17 protein-coding genes and 1 pseudogene are annotated in these 18552 nt (G+C 46.1%); 3 read left to right on the top strand and 15 right to left on the bottom strand.

From position 1 onward, the window contains the following. Positions 1–20 precede the first annotated feature (20 nt). The 10 genes and pseudogenes from ABT56_RS19585 to ABT56_RS19625 form a co-directional block, all read right to left on the bottom strand. On the bottom strand, positions 21–1259 hold the full coding sequence (locus tag ABT56_RS19585; protein WP_047880606.1) for an SAM-dependent methyltransferase: 1239 nt from the start codon (positions 1257–1259) through the stop codon (positions 21–23). Between the two features lie 86 nt (positions 1260–1345). Next, the gene (locus tag ABT56_RS19590) at positions 1346–2146 is read right to left on the bottom strand and encodes a DUF1365 domain-containing protein (protein WP_047880607.1); all 801 of its coding nucleotides are present in this window, start codon (positions 2144–2146) and stop codon (positions 1346–1348) included. Positions 2147–2149: 3 nt separating this feature from the next. Beyond that, a complete protein-coding gene (locus ABT56_RS19595; protein ID WP_047880608.1) occupies positions 2150–3454 on the bottom strand; it encodes an NAD(P)/FAD-dependent oxidoreductase in 1305 nt (434 codons plus the stop codon). Next, positions 3451–4221, bottom strand: a complete 771-nt coding sequence (locus ABT56_RS19600; protein WP_240478362.1) for an SDR family NAD(P)-dependent oxidoreductase — start codon at positions 4219–4221, stop codon at positions 3451–3453. The genes ABT56_RS19595 and ABT56_RS19600 overlap by 4 nt, the downstream gene beginning before the upstream one ends. Before the next feature lies 1 nt (position 4222). Beyond that, positions 4223–4654, bottom strand: a complete 432-nt coding sequence (locus ABT56_RS19605; protein ID WP_047880609.1) for a nuclear transport factor 2 family protein — start codon at positions 4652–4654, stop codon at positions 4223–4225. A 47-nt stretch (positions 4655–4701) separates the two neighbouring features. Then, on the bottom strand, positions 4702–6174 hold the full coding sequence (phrB, locus tag ABT56_RS19610; protein WP_047880610.1) for a deoxyribodipyrimidine photo-lyase: 1473 nt from the start codon (positions 6172–6174) through the stop codon (positions 4702–4704). Further along, a complete protein-coding gene (locus ABT56_RS19615; RefSeq protein ID WP_053062580.1) occupies positions 6171–7001 on the bottom strand; it encodes a MerR family transcriptional regulator in 831 nt (276 codons plus the stop codon). Before ABT56_RS19615 ends, phrB begins: the two co-directional genes overlap by 4 nt. After that, positions 6991–7938, bottom strand: coding sequence for a YbgA family protein (locus ABT56_RS19620; protein WP_047880611.1), 948 nt, complete (start codon positions 7936–7938; stop codon positions 6991–6993). Before ABT56_RS19620 ends, ABT56_RS19615 begins: the two co-directional genes overlap by 11 nt. Positions 7939–8144: 206 nt before the next feature. Next, positions 8145–8309: pseudogene (locus tag ABT56_RS23745) on the bottom strand (DMT family transporter); the annotation flags it as partial. 23 nt (positions 8310–8332) lie between these two features. Further along, positions 8333–8815, bottom strand: a complete 483-nt coding sequence (locus tag ABT56_RS19625; protein WP_047880612.1) for a GNAT family N-acetyltransferase — start codon at positions 8813–8815, stop codon at positions 8333–8335. 395 nt (positions 8816–9210) lie between these two features. Between ABT56_RS19625 and ABT56_RS19630 the strand changes: the two genes are divergently transcribed. Then, complete coding sequence (locus ABT56_RS19630) at positions 9211–10059, top strand: enoyl-CoA hydratase/isomerase family protein (RefSeq protein ID WP_047880704.1); 849 nt, start codon at positions 9211–9213, stop codon at positions 10057–10059. Positions 10060–10115: 56 nt separating this feature from the next. On the opposite strand, the gene cutA is transcribed toward ABT56_RS19630, so the two are convergent. Together cutA and ABT56_RS19640 are read right to left on the bottom strand one after the other, a co-directional pair. Continuing rightward, entirely contained in the window at positions 10116–10451 is a 336-nt protein-coding gene (gene cutA, locus ABT56_RS19635; protein ID WP_047880613.1) for a divalent-cation tolerance protein CutA, read from the bottom strand. 100 nt (positions 10452–10551) lie between these two features. Beyond that, positions 10552–12573 (bottom strand): alpha-amylase family glycosyl hydrolase, encoded by a 2022-nt coding sequence (locus ABT56_RS19640; RefSeq protein WP_047880614.1) that lies wholly within the window; start codon positions 12571–12573, stop codon positions 10552–10554. A 366-nt stretch (positions 12574–12939) separates the two neighbouring features. Here ABT56_RS19640 and ABT56_RS19645 point away from each other — a divergent pair, with 366 nt between their 5' ends. Beyond that, the gene (locus ABT56_RS19645; protein WP_047880615.1) at positions 12940–13290 is read left to right on the top strand and encodes a hypothetical protein; all 351 of its coding nucleotides are present in this window, start codon (positions 12940–12942) and stop codon (positions 13288–13290) included. Between the two features lie 60 nt (positions 13291–13350). Here the strand turns inward: ABT56_RS19645 and ABT56_RS19650 are convergent, their stop codons facing one another. After that, on the bottom strand, positions 13351–14256 hold the full coding sequence (locus tag ABT56_RS19650; protein WP_047880616.1) for an AraC family transcriptional regulator: 906 nt from the start codon (positions 14254–14256) through the stop codon (positions 13351–13353). Between the two features lie 85 nt (positions 14257–14341). Between ABT56_RS19650 and ABT56_RS19655 the strand changes: the two genes are divergently transcribed. Then, the gene (locus tag ABT56_RS19655) at positions 14342–15730 is read left to right on the top strand and encodes an MATE family efflux transporter (RefSeq protein WP_047880617.1); all 1389 of its coding nucleotides are present in this window, start codon (positions 14342–14344) and stop codon (positions 15728–15730) included. Positions 15731–15821: 91 nt separating this feature from the next. Here ABT56_RS19655 and ABT56_RS19660 read toward each other — a convergent pair whose 3' ends face one another. Together ABT56_RS19660 and ABT56_RS19665 are read right to left on the bottom strand one after the other, a co-directional pair. After that, complete coding sequence (locus tag ABT56_RS19660) at positions 15822–16853, bottom strand: DUF1176 domain-containing protein (RefSeq protein WP_047880618.1); 1032 nt, start codon at positions 16851–16853, stop codon at positions 15822–15824. 268 nt (positions 16854–17121) lie between these two features. Further along, positions 17122–18288, bottom strand: a complete 1167-nt coding sequence (locus ABT56_RS19665) for a hypothetical protein (RefSeq protein ID WP_047880619.1) — start codon at positions 18286–18288, stop codon at positions 17122–17124. Between the last annotated feature and the right edge of the window lie 264 nt (positions 18289–18552).

Genomic DNA, 18552 nt, shown 5'->3' on the forward strand with positions numbered 1-18552 from the left:
AGGCTGTGTCCTGCCTTGCCCTAACTACGCCACTGGCTTCGGCTGGCTACAAGTTGAACTGTACTTATCGTTCTCTCAAGGAAGCCACCTTCGCAGTAACATAAGTAATAACGCCACATACGGATAAATCGATCATCAAAGCCTTGTTGTTTCAACATTTCAATACTGCGATTAAACCCTTGGTGCCAATCTGACAAGGTACGCGCATAATCCAGCCCGATATCTTTCAAGTCCCGAATAACAAAATCTGTATGTTGGGTAAACTGGCTGGAAAGCACATTGACTGAAGGAAGAAAACCACCGGGGAAAATATGTTTCTGTATGAAATCCACCCCTTTGCTATAGCTATCATAACGTTGATCGGCAATCGTGATGGCTTGAAGCGCCAATAAGCCATCAGGTTTGAGTAAAGACTGGCATTTCTTCAAATAGGTCGTCAGATATTCCTTCCCCACAGCCTCAACCATTTCGACAGACACTATCTTGTCGTACTTCCCTTCCAGATCACGATAATCACTGAGCAACAGGGTAATTCGATCCTGCAAGCCTTCTTCTTCAACCCGCGCTTTGGCCCATGCATACTGTTCATCTGAAATAGTGGTAGTGGTTACCTGACAGCCATAATGCTTGGCCGCATGAATAGCCAATGCCCCCCAACCCGTACCAATTTCTAGCAAATGGTCTTGCTCGCTCAAATTAAGTAACTGGCACAGGCGGTCGACTTTGGCATACTGGGCATCAGCCAAGGTCGTATCTTGTGTCGCATAGATCCCCGCGGAGTAAAGCATGCTCGGATCCAGAAATGTGCGATAAAAATCGTTGCCCAAATCATAATGGGCCAGAATATTTTGTTTGGCGGCTTCCTTGCTGTTTCGGCGTGACCAATGCAGCCATTTATCCTTGATCGCCCCCAACCAGCTGACCTTCTGCTCCAGCTTGTCAAGCATAGGCAAGTTCATCGCAATCACTCTGACAACCTGAGTAAGATCTGGCGAATCCCACCAGCCATCCATGTAAGCTTCACCGGCGGCGATACTGCCGCCATTAAGGACCCGACGATAAAATGCAGATTCATTGACAATAAGTTGGGCTTGGCAAGCAGCTTCCCTGTCGCCGAAAAAATGCGTATCTCGGTCTTTTTCCACAATGGTGAGTCCCGCGCCTTGGATATATGCCAAGAAACCAAACACGACTCGCCTAGCGACCTGCTCAGTTTGCGTCACCCACTTCCCTGAACGATCCGCTTCACTCTTAAACATAACATCACCCTTTGCTTTTGTTGTTCTTCAGGTTGCTCGCCCGAATCTATCTATTAGAGCCTATCTATTATCTCTTATCGCTCGTCTTATGTTTTTTTGCTCGAATCCACCACACTATCCGGATGACCATAAAACGGCACTTTCTTGAGCCAAAGTTTCAACGCCTGCCAGTAAATGCCAACCAATATTTTTACCGTTTGTATCGGTGTGGCAAGCAATAGACGCGCCAACTGATCGGTGGTGAAAGACGAATGCTTCATCGCCATGGTCGCATCAAGTACTTTGCTACCATCTGCTCGATCACAAATATCAAGATGTACCAGTAGTCGCCGTCCAGGTGGCTGCAAGTTCCACTGATAGCGCTGTGTCATAGGATTAAAAGGAGATACGTGAAATTGCTTGCTCTGCTGCCAATATTGTTCGGGCCACTGGTCTGTTGCAGGGATGGCATAGTAATGCCGCTCATTCCACGGGGTATTACTTACCTCAGCCAATACCCAACGCCAAGTATTCGTTTCATCATAAAGGTAATAGAGATTGAGCGGACTGAAATAGATACCGGCATAGCGTAGCTGACACAACAACGTTATTCGCCCTTCTATCTGTTCGCCGGTCAAACGGGCAACCATCTCTTTCACTCGCTGTTTTACTTCAAGTGCCGATACAGCCGCCCCGTCAACAGCCATATAGTCTGCTGCTCGCCAACGAGCAAAATGCCACCAGCGGGTACCAAAGCCTATTACCTTTCGCTCGAGCTGGGGCAACTCATCAAGATCAACCATCGGCATGAACATTGGGTAGCTAAAGCCGTGTTTCACTGGACTGAATCGACGGTGGCGCACGCTTCCGACAAACAACGCACTATTCATTTCACTTAGATCGCTCATAACTCAGCCTTGTTGCCGTTGAAGCTCAGAAGTAACAGCAAGATCGGCCTGAGGTGTATCAGCCAAAGTACGCAAACCATTTACGACATCCAGTGCGCTGCGCACCCCATCCTCATGAAACCCGTTATACCAATACGCACCGCAATACCAGATCCCCGATTTTCCGTTGATCAAATCTCGCGATTGCTGGGCCAACATACTCTCAGAGGTAAAGACTGGATGGGCATAGACAAAACGCCGTAAAATTTTGGCCGGATCAATAGCCTCAGTCTGATTTAGCGTGACACAGAAAGTCTCTTTCGATTCAATATCTTGGAGGATATTCATGTTGTAGGTAACGCTAGATAGCTTCTTATCACGCTGCTGACCAGCATCAAGATAATAATTCCAAGATGCCCAAGCCGCTCGCGACTGCGGCAGCATAGTGGTATCCGTATGCAACACGACTTCATTGTTCTGATAAGTCATGTTGCCTAATACCGCATTCTCGTGTTCATTGGGATCGACCAAGATCTTCAAAGCCTGATCGCTATGAGTGGCAAAGATCACTTGGTCGTAACACTCCATCTCTCCCGCCGACGTTACCCCTATCTGACCATGCAGGCGCTGCACGCCCGTAACTGGGCTAGACAGGCGGATCTTATCTTTGAATGGCATGATCAACTTTTTGACATACTCGCGAGACCCGCCGGGTATCACGTACCACTGCGGTCGGTTAGTCACTTCAAGTAATCCGTGGTTACGGAAGAAACGAATAAAGAATTCCAACGGGAAGCCACGCATATCGGACAACGTCGAAGACCAGATGGCTGCCCCCATGGGCAAAATATAATTTTCACTGAAATAGTCATTGAATTGATTGCGACTTAAAAAATCCCCCAGTGTCCGGGACTGTTCTGTTGCCAAATCAACCTTGTTGGCCAATTTATTGAAACGCAGAATGTCATAAATAAATCGGTAGAATAATGGATTTACCAAATTGCGCTTCTGGGCGAACATCGAGGCCAAATTGTGACCGTTGTACTCCAGCCCAGTAGCATCATTATGAACACTAAAACTCATTTCAGTAGGCAGGCCTGCAATGCCAATCTCTGCCATCAAACGTTCGAAATTTGGATAGGTACGGTCATTGAAGACAATAAACCCGGTATCTACTGCATACTTGCCACTTGGTACGTTAACATCGACCGTTGCGGTATGTCCCCCAACATAGTCGTTAGCTTCATACACCGTAATATCATGATGCTTATGTAGATAATGGGCACAGGTCAATCCAGATATCCCTGTTCCTATGATCGCTATTTTCATACGGTCTTCCCTGTAAGTCGTTTAACAGCAGCCAATTGCCATGACAACGGCAACAGCGCGAGTGATTTAAGAAAAAGGCTGAACTTGGGCGGAAAATGAATCTCTTTTTTCTTTGCCTTAATGCCGCGGCGAATCTTTTCCGATGCATACTCAGGCGACACCAACATCGGCATTGCAAAATCGTTCTTATCCGTTAATGGTGTTTTGACAAAACCAGGGCTAACTAGTGACACCGTCACGCTTTTAGCCGCCAAATCTATATCTAGCGTTTTAGCGATATAGGCCAATGCCGCTTTGGATGCACCATAAGCCTCAGCACGAGGCAACGGTAAATAGGAAGCCGTCGAACCCACCAATACCAAATGGGTCGATGCATTAAATCGATCCTGCATGGCCTCGATACAATTGAGCAAGCCAAACACATTGGTTTCAAATACACGACGAAACAAGGCAACATCTATTTGGCCATGGTTAATGTATTCACAAGTACCGGCATTGAGGATCAACACCGAGGGCAAAGGATCCAGTTCCGCCAACGCCGTTGCGACTTGCTCACCATCAGAAACATCAAAGCGAAGTGTCGTGATCCGGTTGGATTCGGCTTCTAATAATGCCAGCCGCTCGGAACTCTGACCGCAGGCATAAACCTGCCAGCCTTCCTGGGCGTAATCCAACGCCAACTGACGTCCTATCCCCGAACTGGCTCCAGTGATCAATACTGAATTAGTTCCATTAGCTACTTGTTGTTCCGAGCCCATTCCAACCATGTCATAACCTCGCCTTCAAATGACGCACTACATTACCAAGTAACGGAATACCCTCATAAATCATCTCACCCATATCAAAGTAATCGCGATGGCACTGCACTTTTCCTTCGGCAAACTCCAATCGCGAACACCCTTTTACCTGTCGTATTTCCCCATTGCTGATTCGAGGATGGCTAAAATGCATCGTCCATTGAACATAGGCGACATTACCTTGCTCAACTGTTTCGTGAATATCAAATGCGCAGCTACTCACATTCTCAAAAAGACGGTCAAAGTAGCCTTCGAGATTTTGCCAACCTTCCATTCGATGTGCGGGATCTTCAAATACCACATCCTGGTGGTAAACATCCTCAAGCATGGCAACATTTTCCTTACTCAACGAACGGTACGCCTGAACAAATTTTTCCGTTAGCTCCTTGGGTTGATACGACATTCTTTGCTCCTTGCTATTGCATTTGTGCTATCACAAGCCAAAGTCTTCTAAATCCGATCAGCCATCTCTTTCGCTATCCTAAACACTTCGATAGTGCATACTCTCGCAGCCTTGTGATCAACAATTGGCAACGGATAGTCCAAACAAACCGGCGAGTCGAACAACACTGGGTCATTGTTACGGGCAGCCTCCGGCCATAAATGCGGAGTATGGATATATTTATCCGGTACGTCTTTTAACTCATGCACCCATGTACGGATAAATTCCCCTTTAGGATCAAACCGTTCTCCCTGAGTCGTCGGATTGAATACCCGAAAATACGGCTGTGCATCGGTCCCTGTCGATGCCGCCCACTGCCAACCACCATTATTAGATGCAAAGTCCCCGTCAATAAGATGAGACATGAACCACCGCTCTCCAGCCCGCCAGTCGATCAACAAATCCTTAGTCAAAAAACTAGCCGTTATCATTCTAAGTCGATTGTGCATCCATCCTGTTGCTTTCAACTGACGCATCGCCGCATCGACAATTGGGTATCCCGTACGTCCCTGCTGCCACGCCTGCAAATACTCATCGGATTCACGCCACAGCACATTGTTAGTCCAAGAGACAAAAGGCTGATTTCTACCCAGCTTCGGATAAGCCACCAGCAAATGACGGTAAAACTCACGCCATACCAACTCATTAAGCCAAGCAAAACCACCGCTATCAGGAGATATCAAACAATTTGGCGCATAGTTCAACAGCACCGATAGACACTGCCGCGCTGACAAGCACCCCGTGGCCAAGTAAGGGGAAAGACAACTTGTCCCATCGATAGACGGAATATCCCTTTGTTGGTGGTATAGTGCCACTTTAGTTTCACAGAATGTCAGCAGACGCTGGCGGATCGCCTCTTCGTCGACGGGCCAATCAATACTGTTCACCTTTGGATAGGTAAAGGTTGGAATATCACCATCAGACAGCGTCATCAACGCATTGCTATCGACTTTCGCTGGTGGCGGCTGCACCTGAAGACCCGCACGGTACAAATAACTCAACCATGCTTTGCGAAATGGCGTGAAGACCTTAAAAGCCTCACCAGCCTGAGTGACAACGTCACCAGGATTAACGATGCAACTATCATCGAAACAATGAAATTGAATATTCAAGGGTGAAAGTGCATTTTTGACGTTTTTATCCCTTAGCTGCTCATCATTCTCATACTGCTTGTTGCAAAAAACGCTATGGGCACCAGATTCACCTGCTAACTGTGTAATCGCCAACGGTACATCTGAAAAATCAGCGACTTCACGTACCACTAATGGAATATTTAAATCTGCCAATAAATCTTTCAATACCGCTAAACGGCGATGAATAAGATCAACTTGAATTGGAGCTACATGGTGTTCATGCCATTGCATCGGTGTTGGTAAATATACAGCCACCAAATTCTCACATTGCTCACGAGCTGCGAGTAATGCCGTGTTGTCTACTAACCGCAAGTCAGCCCTGAACCAAATAATTCCGGTTCCACTCATTGTTCAACCTCCAAGCTAGGATCATTCATTAATTCAGGGTGAATAGAGCAAATACTTCCGCTCAGTGACAATTCCGTTTGACCAGACTCCGTCCATTGCACCAATTGCTGTAATGTTTCTCGGGTTAACTTGTTGTCACCATCAACAACCAGCAAGGGCGTTTTCCATTGATTAAGCAAACTCTGCAAAGCCAATATTTTTCCTGATAATGACGTTAGTATTGTGACGTTGTAACCAGACTCAACCAACTTAAGCAGACGGATCCATAATCTGTAACTAGGCACAGGATCAAAACTCACCAGCAAACAAGGTCGCTTATTTCGCCGACGGGCCCCCGATGACACCGCCATACACCGTTCACTCAAAATACCTCGCCATAGCGAAAGCTGAATGTTAGCGAGAGGATTTTCTTCCTGCGCAATAACAGCTTCAATCTTCGCAGCAATACGCTGCTCAAAAACATCCAGCGGGTATTCTTTCATCTGCTGGGCAAGCAGCCGATCCAAGGCCTGAGCATCGAGATTAGCCAGCAACTGCAGTGCCTGTTCAACATCATTATCACTATCATGGTCGCCCCCATCGAAATCACTACTAAGCGACTGTTCCAAGAGCGGCCTTACCTTGCTTATTGCTACACCTTTATCAAGCCAACTAAGGATATGTCTTATCTGGGCAATATCTTGCTCTGAATACAAACGATGCCCTTTTTCGGTACGCTTGGGATTTAGCAAGCCATACCGCCTCTGCCAGGCTCGTAATGTGACAGAATTTACGCCTGTAATTTCAGACACATCTTTAATCGCATAAAAGGCTTTTTCAGAGTCCATAACGCAGTTTTAACTCCTCTGGATATGGGTCAATAAATGTTTGGATTTGTAGATAGGGATCTGGGTATTCGCGCAAGTAGTGTTTAATCAGTGCCATTGGCGCCAAAATAGGCTGATTACCAGAACGGTAACTGTCGATAAGCTCGGCCAGTTCGGCTTTTTGCTCTTTGGTCAGCGAACGTTTGAAATAACCTTGTAAATGCATCAAGACATTGGTCTTGTTCTTTCTGCTAGCCCGCTCTTTAACCGCATCCATGAACAACTGACGGTATTCGTAATAAAAGTCATCAAGATCCCAATCTTTAATATTGGCGACCATCTGTCCTAATGACTTATAAGCAGATGGGCTATGCGCCATCAAAACTAGCTTATAGCGAGAATGAAACTCGACGAACGCTTTGGCAGAAAGGTTGTCACGCACACTTTTATAGAAATCATTCAGTGTGAAAATGCGAAAAACAAAATTCTCACGAAGCACAGGATCATTCAGCCGACCGTCTTCTTCAACAGGTAACCAAGGCATTTTGGCCATTAGGCGTTTGGTATAAACCCCAACAGTTCCCCCAGGGACCGTATTGTTGTTTGCAATATGGAGTTTGACCCGCTCCATACCACATGTTGGCGATTTCGCACAGACGACATAACCACACAGTTCATCAAACTGCCCGACTATTTTATCGGTGAATGCATTCATTTTATCGGTGTGATCAATATCTTGCCGCTTAGTTTCCACCAAGCGTTCTTCACCGGAAGGCAGTTGTAAAAGGCGAATAACAGGTCGTGGCACTGTCATCCCAATACCAACTTCAGGACATACGGGCTTAAACGTCACATAATTAGACAACTCATCGACCACAAACCGATTCTGCTTGTGGCCGCCGTCAAAACGTACTCGCTCACCAAGTACACATGCACTGATCCCTACTTGAATTGCCATGCTCCACCTCACCTTGTACAAAATACATCTCTTGTACAATTAGGTTAGGCATAAAGATCACTTTGTACAAAAATTTTTTTTGTACAAAGTGATATGGCGCACAAATGTACTTATTTTCTAACTAGTAAGTAGACATAAACAGCCATTTGCACATGCGATAAAATGAGTCAAATACGATAAGAACGATTAAAACAGAAGAGAAATCATATAACTATTGGTAGAAGCACCAATGACAAAAAATAAAAAGCAATACCATAGCCGACAATCACCACGATGCTTGGCGTAAATTTTGAAAAACCCTCCGATAATTTCAGTGACCCCGTCGCGATAACCTCCGGTATGATAGCTATTGCCAAATAGATGTATCCCATGGTTTTCCCTCACCAAATACTATTCACAGTTCCTTTAACATCCAAACATCACATCCATTATGCTCCGTACCTAACAATGGCCCATCAAGATGAACAAAGCCCAATGCGTCATACAGCGCAATTGCTGATGTCATACTTTTCAAGGTATCGAGGTAACACCGTTCAAAGCCCTCTGCCTTAGCAAACTCAAGGCATTGCGTGGCAAGTCTACGGCCCAACCCGAGCCCCCGACCTTCTGGCAAAATAAACAACTTCTTCAGCTCACAAGTACTTTGACTACCACTGAATGACGCAATACCACAGCCGCCCACAACCTTGCCTTCAACAAGTGCAACTAAATACTGACTTCTGGAAAAATTGCCATAATGTTGGCTCATGCACAGTACTTCGGGATCAGAAGGGCCAAAACCTTCACCAATCGCACCATACTCCGCCCCGACTTGTTTGATGATATCGCACACAATGGCATCATCTTCTTTCTTTATGGGCCTAATCACTACTCTTATCCCTCTCGCTCAATCACGCTTGACACCCAGATAGGCGCAATCCTAAAAATAATTTAATATCAATAAGTTATATAAAAGATATCAATACAATAATATCTTTTATTCACTATTACTCGCTGACCGACTACAAGTCTAATCACTTGATTCTAAATATTCATGCATAAAATCAAGGAGAATAAACCAACAATTTAAACTCTGCTTTACTAACGTACCATCAACAGACTGAAATCATTCATTCTATCTTGCCAGCAACCAACTCTCAGTCATTTCAACCTTTAGTTTTTACCTTTCCATATAACCCATTCCCCACTCTTCAACTAGGCTAAATCAGTATTCAGAGTGACAACGCTATGCGCGTCGCACGTCTGCAAAACAGCCAACTAGAGGATGGAAAAATGGCGTACAAGAACTTTACAACCTTCAACGTAGATATACTTGATGGTGTAGCCTGGGTGACCATCGACTTTCCACCAGTCAATGTGCAAGGCCAAGAGATGCTGGCTGACCTAAACAGTCTGGCATTACGTCTAGAACGCGACCGTAATGTCAAAGTCGTGGTTTTCCAATCTGCCCATCCTGATATATGGGTCTGCCATTACGACACCGATTTATTAAAAGACATGTCGATGGATGCCGTCTCACGAGAAGAGGCCTGTTTGCTCGATTTACAAGCGGTACTGGAACGCATAAGCCGCCTACCACAAGCAACCATTGCAAAAATCGAAGGTTACGCACGCGGCGGGGGCCACGAATTTGCCCTAGCCTGCGACATGCGCTTCGCAGTCAAAGGCAAATACAAATTCATGCAAATGGAAGTGGGTATGGGCATCCTTCCTTGTGGCGGAGGTGCATCAAGAATGGCAAGACAAGTAGGGTTAGGACGCGCCCTTGAAATTATTCTCAGCGCGCGGGATTTTACCGCAGAAGAAGCCGAGGCCTACGGTACTATCAATAAAGCCCTAGAGGCTGACGAAATCGGCCCTTATGTGGAAAATCTTGCTAAGCGTATTGCCCAATTTCCCGCAGAATCCATTAATGCCTGTAAGCAAACGGTTTATGAGTCCATCGATAAACCGATTGATGAAGCCTTAAAGGCAGAGGCATACTGGCTCTATCAGGCCACTAGCAAAACTCCTGCAATAAAGCGCTTTGCATACGCAGATGCCCAAGGTGCCCAATTTGATATGGACAATCAGCACAACTGGGAAAAACTGGTTATCGATATTCAGAATGTCAAAGACTAACCTTATCTCCCTCTTAGCCATAGACGAAGGCAACCCTTACGTTGCCTTCCTTGAGGTTATGATATTTTCCCAGCACACTCGGTGCCAATCCACGTCAAATAATCCTGATAGCCCGCCGTAATAGGCAACTGAACAATTTGTGGGGTGTCATAATTGTGGTTGGCGAGAATATCCGCTTCAACGGCCTGATAGGCATCACAGGTTGTTTTGATGATGACCAATTTTTCCTGATCACAGGCAACCTCACCTTGCCAGTGGTAATAGCTGTCGATTGACTGCACCTGAATACAAGCAGCGAGTCTTTTCTCCAATAATGATGTAATCATTGCCTTGCCAACATTCTCATCAGCATACGTGGTCAACACCACGCAGTATGGCGACACATTTTCCATAGACTTTTCCCTCGGCCAACAAAAAGGGAGCATTCGCTCCCTTGATTCTTATATTATTATCTCGCCATCTATTTCGAGATCAATAATTCATTACCGCTATTTATTGGCACTTAGAAACCATCACCTGCTGTGGTGCACCGCTATCACTAAATGTAAGACTCCATACATAGCGCCCCGCCTCCGGCAAAGTTACTGCGGTGTCTTTCCCATAACCGCCTTTCACTAGCTTACCAGCCTGACCCGGTGTTAATGCTAACCCTTCAGCGGTAAACTGTGGTGACCAACTTTTCGTCGCATATTGCATCCGGTATGCCCCGGCTTTCTCGTCGACAACAACCTGATAGGTATTGTTACCTTTATATTGGTAAGCCCGTTGAGATTTGTGTGACCATCCAGCATCGGCAAAATCACCCACCACATACAATGTGTCGTCAACCGGTCCTGCTTCATCAACGGTCGGGTTATCACATTGAGCCAAGAAACCTTGGCCTGTTAGCGATACCACCGCAGCCTCACGCGGTACCACGCCCTCAGCCGTCGGAGTAACAATATGCAAGAAACGTGCAGCATAGCCTGATAATGGAATTGAATATTGACCATTATCCGCCACAAATGCTTCGCCAGTTAACAAGTCAACCAATGTCCCCTTAGAGCCAATTTCGGCCTGCTGAAGAGCTATAGTCTCTGGTTGGTCAGTTGTGCTGACCATATAAATCAGCGCTTCATTCTCTGCCTGTTTGTGATCAACATAGACACTATCATTGGCAAGCACGTTGACACGCTCACCACTGTACAATGCCGGGTGCTTAGCTCGCAGCGACATAACAGCGGTGACATAACGCTTAAGATCCGCCTGCTCGGCACTAAGTGACGTTGTCACCCCATCGATATTGGCACTGGTTCTGGCAACGTGATCATCGCAAAGTCCCCTTACCGCACAATCCTCCTTGACCTTGGCCGCATAGCCTTCAAGCTGATCACCAATCTCATCACCATAGTAGAGCGTTACAGGCCCGGTATAGGCCGCCAAGAAAGAAATCGCAGCCTTATGGCGCTGCCAATATTCTGGCTGTTCCGGTGATGCAATATTGCCGCGTTGCAGCAAATCGCCAAAACGCACTAGATCATGATTACCCAGCATTAGATTCGGCTTGGCGTGAGACGGATACAGGCTATGCAGCCTCATCCCTTCGTCAAGCCACTGGCCGCCTTTACCACCAATGGCGTTTTCATTGACCGCGAATGTCTCAACAACACGGTAACGGACAGGGAAATCAAATGCCGAACACAGCGCCGGACGCGAATCCGTCCCATAGCCTGTTTCGGTAATGGTATTTTCGTTATTCCAAATTTCGGCCACCATGTAGCCTAACGGATTGACCAACTCACCCTTGTTGTTGGTATAAGTCACCGCCTTGGATGCCTCATCGACTCTTTTACGAACCACTTCCCATGCATCAGTCGGTACTTGATAAGCCTGATCCAATCGCCAACCATCAATCTTCAGCTCGTTAATCCAATAGGTTGCCACTTCTTGGTAAAACGGCAGGCTATCAGGATAGCTCACCGGGTTGCTCTTGCCGACAGGCAAGCGCCCCTGCGGCGACGGCATGACATTTCCTTTATGGTGGCCAAACACACCGTCGAAAAACACATATAACCCACGAGCATGGGCTTCTTCCACCAACTGGCGAGCTTGCTCCATCGTGCCGAACCGAGGATCAATGGCAAAATAATTCGTGGCAAAATACCCAGTTGCGTCCAGACGATCTGCCCAATGATCCTGACCATCAACCGGTACAGAGTCAAAAATAGGGGTTAGCCAGATGGCATTCATCCCAAGCGATTCAATATAATCCAGCGAATCGATAATCCCCTGCAAATCACCATTGTGATGGCTGGTTCCATAACCCGTTCCATGACCTCTTGCCGGATCACCATCAACAAAACTCTCGACCATGACTTGATAAATACGAAGGTTATCTGATTTCTCTGCCACTACGGGATCACAGGCATAGCTGCCAGCGGCTAACTGTCCTGTATTTTCTGACGGGTTCGGTTCGGTATGGCTACATGCAGATAAGGTGGTTGTAATAGCTAGGGCCAGTAGGCTGGGAAGCATCCGTTTCACGTTGCAATCTCCTCGTTGTATTTTTTCTAAGGTATTGTAGAGAGGTAACCCAGCAAGCATATGCTTGATACCCCGCCATCAGACCCTCCCCCATTTATTGCCAAGGGGGTGGAGATTAGGGGCGTAGAAAGTCCGAACCAAAGACCGGAAAATGTATCTAGGGAAAACATCCCTACCAAACGCGACAAGACGCAAAATATCCATCAGGGCCTAACAGTTTTCTTTTCCGCAAACCGTTAGCATATTCAAACTCTTAGCTCATCCTTCCAGCAAAGAATAAAAAATGTGCGACTACATACAAATTTATAATTTGCCGCTACAATAGCCGAAAATCATGCACCGTATGAAGGTCACACAATGCTACACGATGAATTTGAAACACTCGTTAAATCACTATGCGAGACAGCAGGCCTGCCAGAAGCACTTGCCCTGCTAAAACAACAAGAAGACGAAGCTATCGTAGAAGCTGCCAACTCACTAGCCGGTCAGTTCCAACTAGCTGAAATTGAAGGCGAGCAACGTATCTACCACGTTTCAATGCAAGAAAATGACAACGGCGAAGAAGAAGAATACGCCGAGTGGATCATGAACGTCGGTGATGACGTGATCAAATTCGTTGCATGGTTCTTCTACGACCAATTCGAAATCAAAGCCAAAGACGTATACCAAGCCGCTGGCCGTACTTACCAGCAGCCAAAACGCAGCTAAGCAATAAGCTTCTCGCTTTAGCTATACACAAACAGCGGCAAAGATGCCGCTGTTTTTCGTTTAACTGTCAGCAAATAGCCTTTTACGGTATTCGCGGGGCGAGCAGCCGTGATAATGACGAAAGCGATGGGTAAAATTGAATGGGTCCTGATAACCCAATCGCTGGGCCACCATACTGACCGACCATTCCTTATAGCAAAGCAAATCGACTGCTTTTTCCATTCGCAGCATAATCAAGCGCTGCTGGGTGGAACAGCCGTATAACTGGCGGGTTATTCGGTTAAGCTGTTCGGTACTTAAAAAGCAGCGCTCTGCAATACCTTTCACGGTCCAGTTCAAATGCAGCTGTGATTCAACTTCATTAAACAGACTTTGTACCCGTAACTGCGAATTCGAAGGGGCCAATGAGGTTGTTCCCAGCAACAGACGTGACAATTCACTCGCAAAGAGTTTTCGGTAACTCGCCCGACCTCCCACTTCGCTGTGAAGTAAATTCATTACAGACCATACCCGCTCGCACTGATAGCTATGCTCTACCCGCTGACCACCAACAGCGATAGGCTGCCATTTTTTGCTGTCTTGCAACAGTACCCAGGCCATTTTCCATAGTCCACCAGGCTCTGCCAGCTCAAACCGAAACGGTAAGCCCGCAGGCAATACAGCCAACGTGCCGGGCAACAAAGCGTATTCCCGCTGGCTCGTTGTGAGTTTTCCCATTCCATCCAGTGTAAAAATGAGCGTATGTGAGTCGGTGGCAACCCGCTCTATCTCGTAGCCTTCGGCCAAATCAGCCAAACCCGCCATAAAAAACTCATTCTCAGTTAATTCCGGCAATTCAGACTGAGTAAGAAAACGTTCCTTGCACGCTTCAGCTAGATAAACAACCTCTTGCCAATGGGTAATCGGTATTTCTAGCCTAATACCCAGCGTGACCGATTCGCACAGGTTTTCTGGGATTTTTAACATGTCGATTCATTCCCTGCTTCGCTATAGTTGCCCGGCAAATCCATGCTGATTTCCACCAGCTGGCAGTTCACTTGAGGGCTAATCAATGACAACAAACACAACCCAACAAAACGCGCTACCAGAAAGGATGTTCTCACGTGTTGCCAAGCTGGCATTTCCCGTTGCAATTCAAAGTGCGCTTGTGTCTATTTTGGCGCTTGCCGATGTCCTAATGGTCAGTGACTATGGTCAATCAGCTACCGCTGCGGTGGGTATTGCCTCAAAATGGCACTTTGTCGCCATTATGATCATGGCAGGACTCGCTTCCGCCAATGGTGTGCTAGTTTCCCAATACTGGGGACGCTATGACAAAGTACACGCAAAAACCGTCACATTGCAGGCCATGAAATTCGGCTTGGCCATCATGGTACCGGTTACCTTTGCAATTACTGTATTTGCCTCGCAAATCATGCAATTACAGACTAATGATTTTGCGGTGATCAACCAAGGTGCGCAATACCTTTGGTACAGTTTTCCTGTTTTGATTTTGACCCATATCATCATTACCGCAGAATCAAGCATGCGCTCAAGTGGTGATGCAATGACTCCATTAGTGCTAGGCGCTATTACCATTGCCATCAACATCTGCCTTAACTTCATTTTGATCAAAGGCTATCTGGGCTTTCCGGCAATGGGGGTGGCCGGTGCGGCATTGGCGACCACGATTGCTCGATTTGCACAGGTTGTAATGATGTGGGTAGTGCTGAGCAAACGCCGTCACTGGCTACTGACCAGCGAATCTATCCGCCGCCACCAGACCTTATGGATGACCTACCGCAAGCTGGCGATCCCGCAGTCACTGAACACGCTGCTATGGGCGCTGGGTACCCTGACCTACCAAATCATCTTTGGCCATATGGGTACCACAGAACTGGCTGTATTCAGTATGATTGGCCCATTCGAATCTTTGCTGTATGCCACCTTCATGGGCATATCCGTCGCTTGTTCGGTATTGATCGGCCAATCTCTTGGCAGAGATGAGTTCGACACGGCTCAGGCCATGACTCGGTTTTTCTTGAAATTCGTCGTGATCATCGGCTTGGGTATGAGTTTATGCCTGTACCTCAACCATCAATTCGTCTTGGCATGGCTAAACCTCGATAGCAGCAGTCTGCGCCCTTATGCCCAACCAGCAATGGTTGTCATGAGCATAGGGATCACATTGAAAATGCTCAATATGATCATCATCAACGGGATTTTGCGTTCTGGCGGGGAAAACTTGTTTTGTCTGCGTATGGATTTCATCGCGATGTGGATGGTCGGCATTCCGCTAACAGCTTATGGCGCGTTCGTTGGCCATTGGGACTTTGGCTGGGTTTACTTCACCATACTGACTGAAGAAGTCGTTAAATTAGGCCTTTGTTTTAATCGTTACCTGAAAAAACGCTGGCTCAATAACTTAACGATCCAACCCCAACCAGCAACCTGCGCATAATCACAACCAAAAGGCTGGCGACAAACCTCGTCAGCCTTTTTCCTTCTAATACGAAAGTATCAACTCTTTCTCTCTGGAAAAGCGATAATAATTAGTTTTCTGCTTCGGCAGGTGAAATAACCGTCGACACCTTGGTCGGCATGGGATCAACCCCGCCAACAATCAAGCGACAAATACCGGTATGCATGTCTTTGGTATGAACCATCTGCTTGCCATCAAACACCCAGCTATTCGCACTCCAACAATCACCAATGCCTCGTCCTTTATGCGTTGCGGTGATTGTACCGTCAATATACTCATTGCCATCAACCGGCAATAGCAAGGGTTTGTCAGGTGTATTGTCGTTCACCAACCAATAAGCCATCGCCCAGTTGTATGCTGCCATCCAACACGATGCCGCGTAAATTTTTTGCTCAGGCGTAATTTGCACCATGCTGATTTCCGGGGATTCCTCAAACAGACTTGGGCATTCAAAGTCACCCTCATCGTTATCAAAACCGGCGCGCAACAATGGCAGCATCTTGGTATATAACGGAGAACCCACCTCAATTGACTTGAGCTCACCTTTCATTGCCCGGTTTACAACAACGGGGGCCGGTTCAGCCGGCAATACCTGCGACTCTGGTCGATAGCCTTTCGTCACGATAGCAAACGGCGTACTTTGACGACCTTGGTACTCATCCATCTTCCGGAATATTGCACTCGCCCCGCTCCCAGACAGTTCCCACCGAGTTTTAGCATCACCAAACTCTATCACCGCATCTTTCGTCACAACAGAAAGCAGGGCGTGTACCTGCATCTCACTCAACTTGCCTTCATGTTTCATATCGATAGGCCCCATTTCGGTACCATCAATATATAAATTTATCTGTTTGGGTTCAGATTCGCTATAAGCCCCAATATAGAATTTAGCCGTAACTGGTGTTGCTGCACCTGCATTACGGGTAAACATCACCGCTATCGGATTCTCACTTTCTTCTTCTGCATAACCTGCGGCTCGACATGTTCCCGTATTATCACAAGTAAGCACCCAATCTTTATGATAAAAGTTTTCACCATCAAACGCAGCTGCCGAACTAGCTCCAATACACAGAGCCAGAGTCGCTGAATGTAATAACTTCATTGTTGTTAAACTACTCATGTTAATTTAACGTGATTCTAGCAAGTTAGATCTTTCAGATCAGCTAATTAAATGCAAAATAGTCACTTAATAGTAAAAATACGTTCTCATTAAAACCAAAACTATCTCTCTCATTTTGGCGTATAAATACATCAAAAGCTGGCAAGAATATCCTTTATCCTTACCAGCTTTCTCTACCATTATTCAAGCAACAGCAGTACGACCTACGACCAAAGAAATCAAAAATATTACAATTACCGCCGCTAGAATCTTAAGCTCTCGATCTCGCATACGCTTCTCCTTTATTTTCACTAAAGATCAGATTACGAACCATCACAATAAAGAACCCTGTTAAAACAAGATTCAATGCAAGGGACAACATACTGATCGTGACAATCGGGCCACCGAAGCCGTAACCAATACTGATCATCAGTACCCCAGCCCCTACCTCGCCCCTTGGCCACATGCCAATTGACAACGCCAATCGCTCTTTCACGGTTGCTTCGCTGCGGTAACAAAGCAGCGGGAACATCTTGCCTATATTAGAAACGATAGAAATCATCAACACGTGGAATACAATTTCCCCCATCCCCATTGCAGGCATGGCGCTTGTGATACTGCTTGTTTCACCCACAGTTACACTGCCGAAGATCTGCGGCAAACTTAAACCAACCAATACCATGAACATGCAGGCGATGACCGTTGATATTTTTTGGTCTTTAGCTGACTCATGCTGAGATCGCATCATACAGCCCAAAACAAATGCAGGCAGGAGCACCTCGAAATGCACATCCGTAGAGAGATAGAACCATTCGCATAAGGCCGTAATCACAACCGAGTAACCAATCACGGCCCCGGCATTCGCTGGAATATTCCATTTATGGAGATACTTGTAGCCAACCACCAGCAATAGCAGCATCAAAAGTAAAGTAACACCCAAAGCCGGACGCCAGCCAACAACTAATACGGTAAGTGGAATCATCAACAGAACCGTATCGAGATCATCGAATATCGCCAATACACGGGCTTTTTTGAACATCCAGGTCGCCCCCAAGCCTGCAGCGGCCAGCATGGCAAAAAGCACCCCGGCAGATGTTGGTGCAGCAAACCGCCCTATTACCAGAGTCTCCTTCCATGCATCGGCACTGAACCAGATATCGGAGGGCATCAGAACAAAAATGAAATACAAGACAACAGCAATCCAAGGGAATGTTGCCGTCGTCATAGCAACGACATAATCCCATCGATATTGTTTTAAATTATTTTTATCTAACTCAAATTCTCGACCAACATTGATCATAATATAAGACAATGCGGCCATTGTTATGACCATTATATATGGCTGAATCGTACTATAGCCATTAAATACCAATGGAAATAATTGAGAGAGAAACAACCCCACCAACAATAATGTAGAATAAATAATAACTTTCTTCACATAGCCACCATAACAAAACTTTCATTATATATAACGTATTTATTTTGATGATGCTGACTATATTACAAATATTTATTTCTGGGTTTTATCAATTATCGTTACTTGTATGATGGTGTAAGCTTTAACATTATTCTGTTTTATATTGCAGAAAATATTTAGCAGAGATTTCATTAAATTACACACAGAAACAAGAGTAAATGAACTATTAAAACAATTAACAATACGCAAACAAACGACCAACTGCTATTAGTCTAACTTAACCTC

It is taken from the genome of Photobacterium aquae, assembly GCF_001029445.1.
GTDB classification, from domain to species: Bacteria; Pseudomonadota; Gammaproteobacteria; order Enterobacterales; family Vibrionaceae; genus Photobacterium; species Photobacterium aquae.

Excerpts from the sequence above, each read along its gene's own strand:
- ABT56_RS19640 (WP_047880614.1), bottom strand. The coding sequence starts at position 12,573 with ATGCTTCCCAGCCTACTGGCCCTAGCTATTACAACCACCTTATCTGCA.
- ABT56_RS19655 (WP_047880617.1), top strand. The coding sequence starts at position 14,342 with ATGACAACAAACACAACCCAACAAAACGCGCTACCAGAAAGGATGTTC.
- ABT56_RS19660 (WP_047880618.1), bottom strand. The coding sequence starts at position 16,853 with ATGAAGTTATTACATTCAGCGACTCTGGCTCTGTGTATTGGAGCTAGT.
- ABT56_RS19600 (WP_240478362.1), bottom strand. The coding sequence starts at position 4,221 with ATGGTTGGAATGGGCTCGGAACAACAAGTAGCTAATGGAACTAATTCA.
- ABT56_RS19645 (WP_047880615.1), top strand. The coding sequence starts at position 12,940 with ATGCTACACGATGAATTTGAAACACTCGTTAAATCACTATGCGAGACA.
- ABT56_RS19595 (WP_047880608.1), bottom strand. The coding sequence starts at position 3,454 with ATGAAAATAGCGATCATAGGAACAGGGATATCTGGATTGACCTGTGCC.
- ABT56_RS19590 (WP_047880607.1), bottom strand. The coding sequence starts at position 2,146 with ATGAGCGATCTAAGTGAAATGAATAGTGCGTTGTTTGTCGGAAGCGTG.
- ABT56_RS19630 (WP_047880704.1), top strand. The coding sequence starts at position 9,211 with ATGGCGTACAAGAACTTTACAACCTTCAACGTAGATATACTTGATGGT.
- ABT56_RS19605 (WP_047880609.1), bottom strand. The coding sequence starts at position 4,654 with ATGTCGTATCAACCCAAGGAGCTAACGGAAAAATTTGTTCAGGCGTAC.
- ABT56_RS19620 (WP_047880611.1), bottom strand. The coding sequence starts at position 7,938 with ATGGCAATTCAAGTAGGGATCAGTGCATGTGTACTTGGTGAGCGAGTA.
- ABT56_RS19615 (WP_053062580.1), bottom strand. The coding sequence starts at position 7,001 with ATGGACTCTGAAAAAGCCTTTTATGCGATTAAAGATGTGTCTGAAATT.
- phrB (WP_047880610.1), bottom strand. The coding sequence starts at position 6,174 with ATGAGTGGAACCGGAATTATTTGGTTCAGGGCTGACTTGCGGTTAGTA.
- ABT56_RS19585 (WP_047880606.1), bottom strand. The coding sequence starts at position 1,259 with ATGTTTAAGAGTGAAGCGGATCGTTCAGGGAAGTGGGTGACGCAAACT.
- cutA (WP_047880613.1), bottom strand. The coding sequence starts at position 10,451 with ATGGAAAATGTGTCGCCATACTGCGTGGTGTTGACCACGTATGCTGAT.
- ABT56_RS19650 (WP_047880616.1), bottom strand. The coding sequence starts at position 14,256 with ATGTTAAAAATCCCAGAAAACCTGTGCGAATCGGTCACGCTGGGTATT.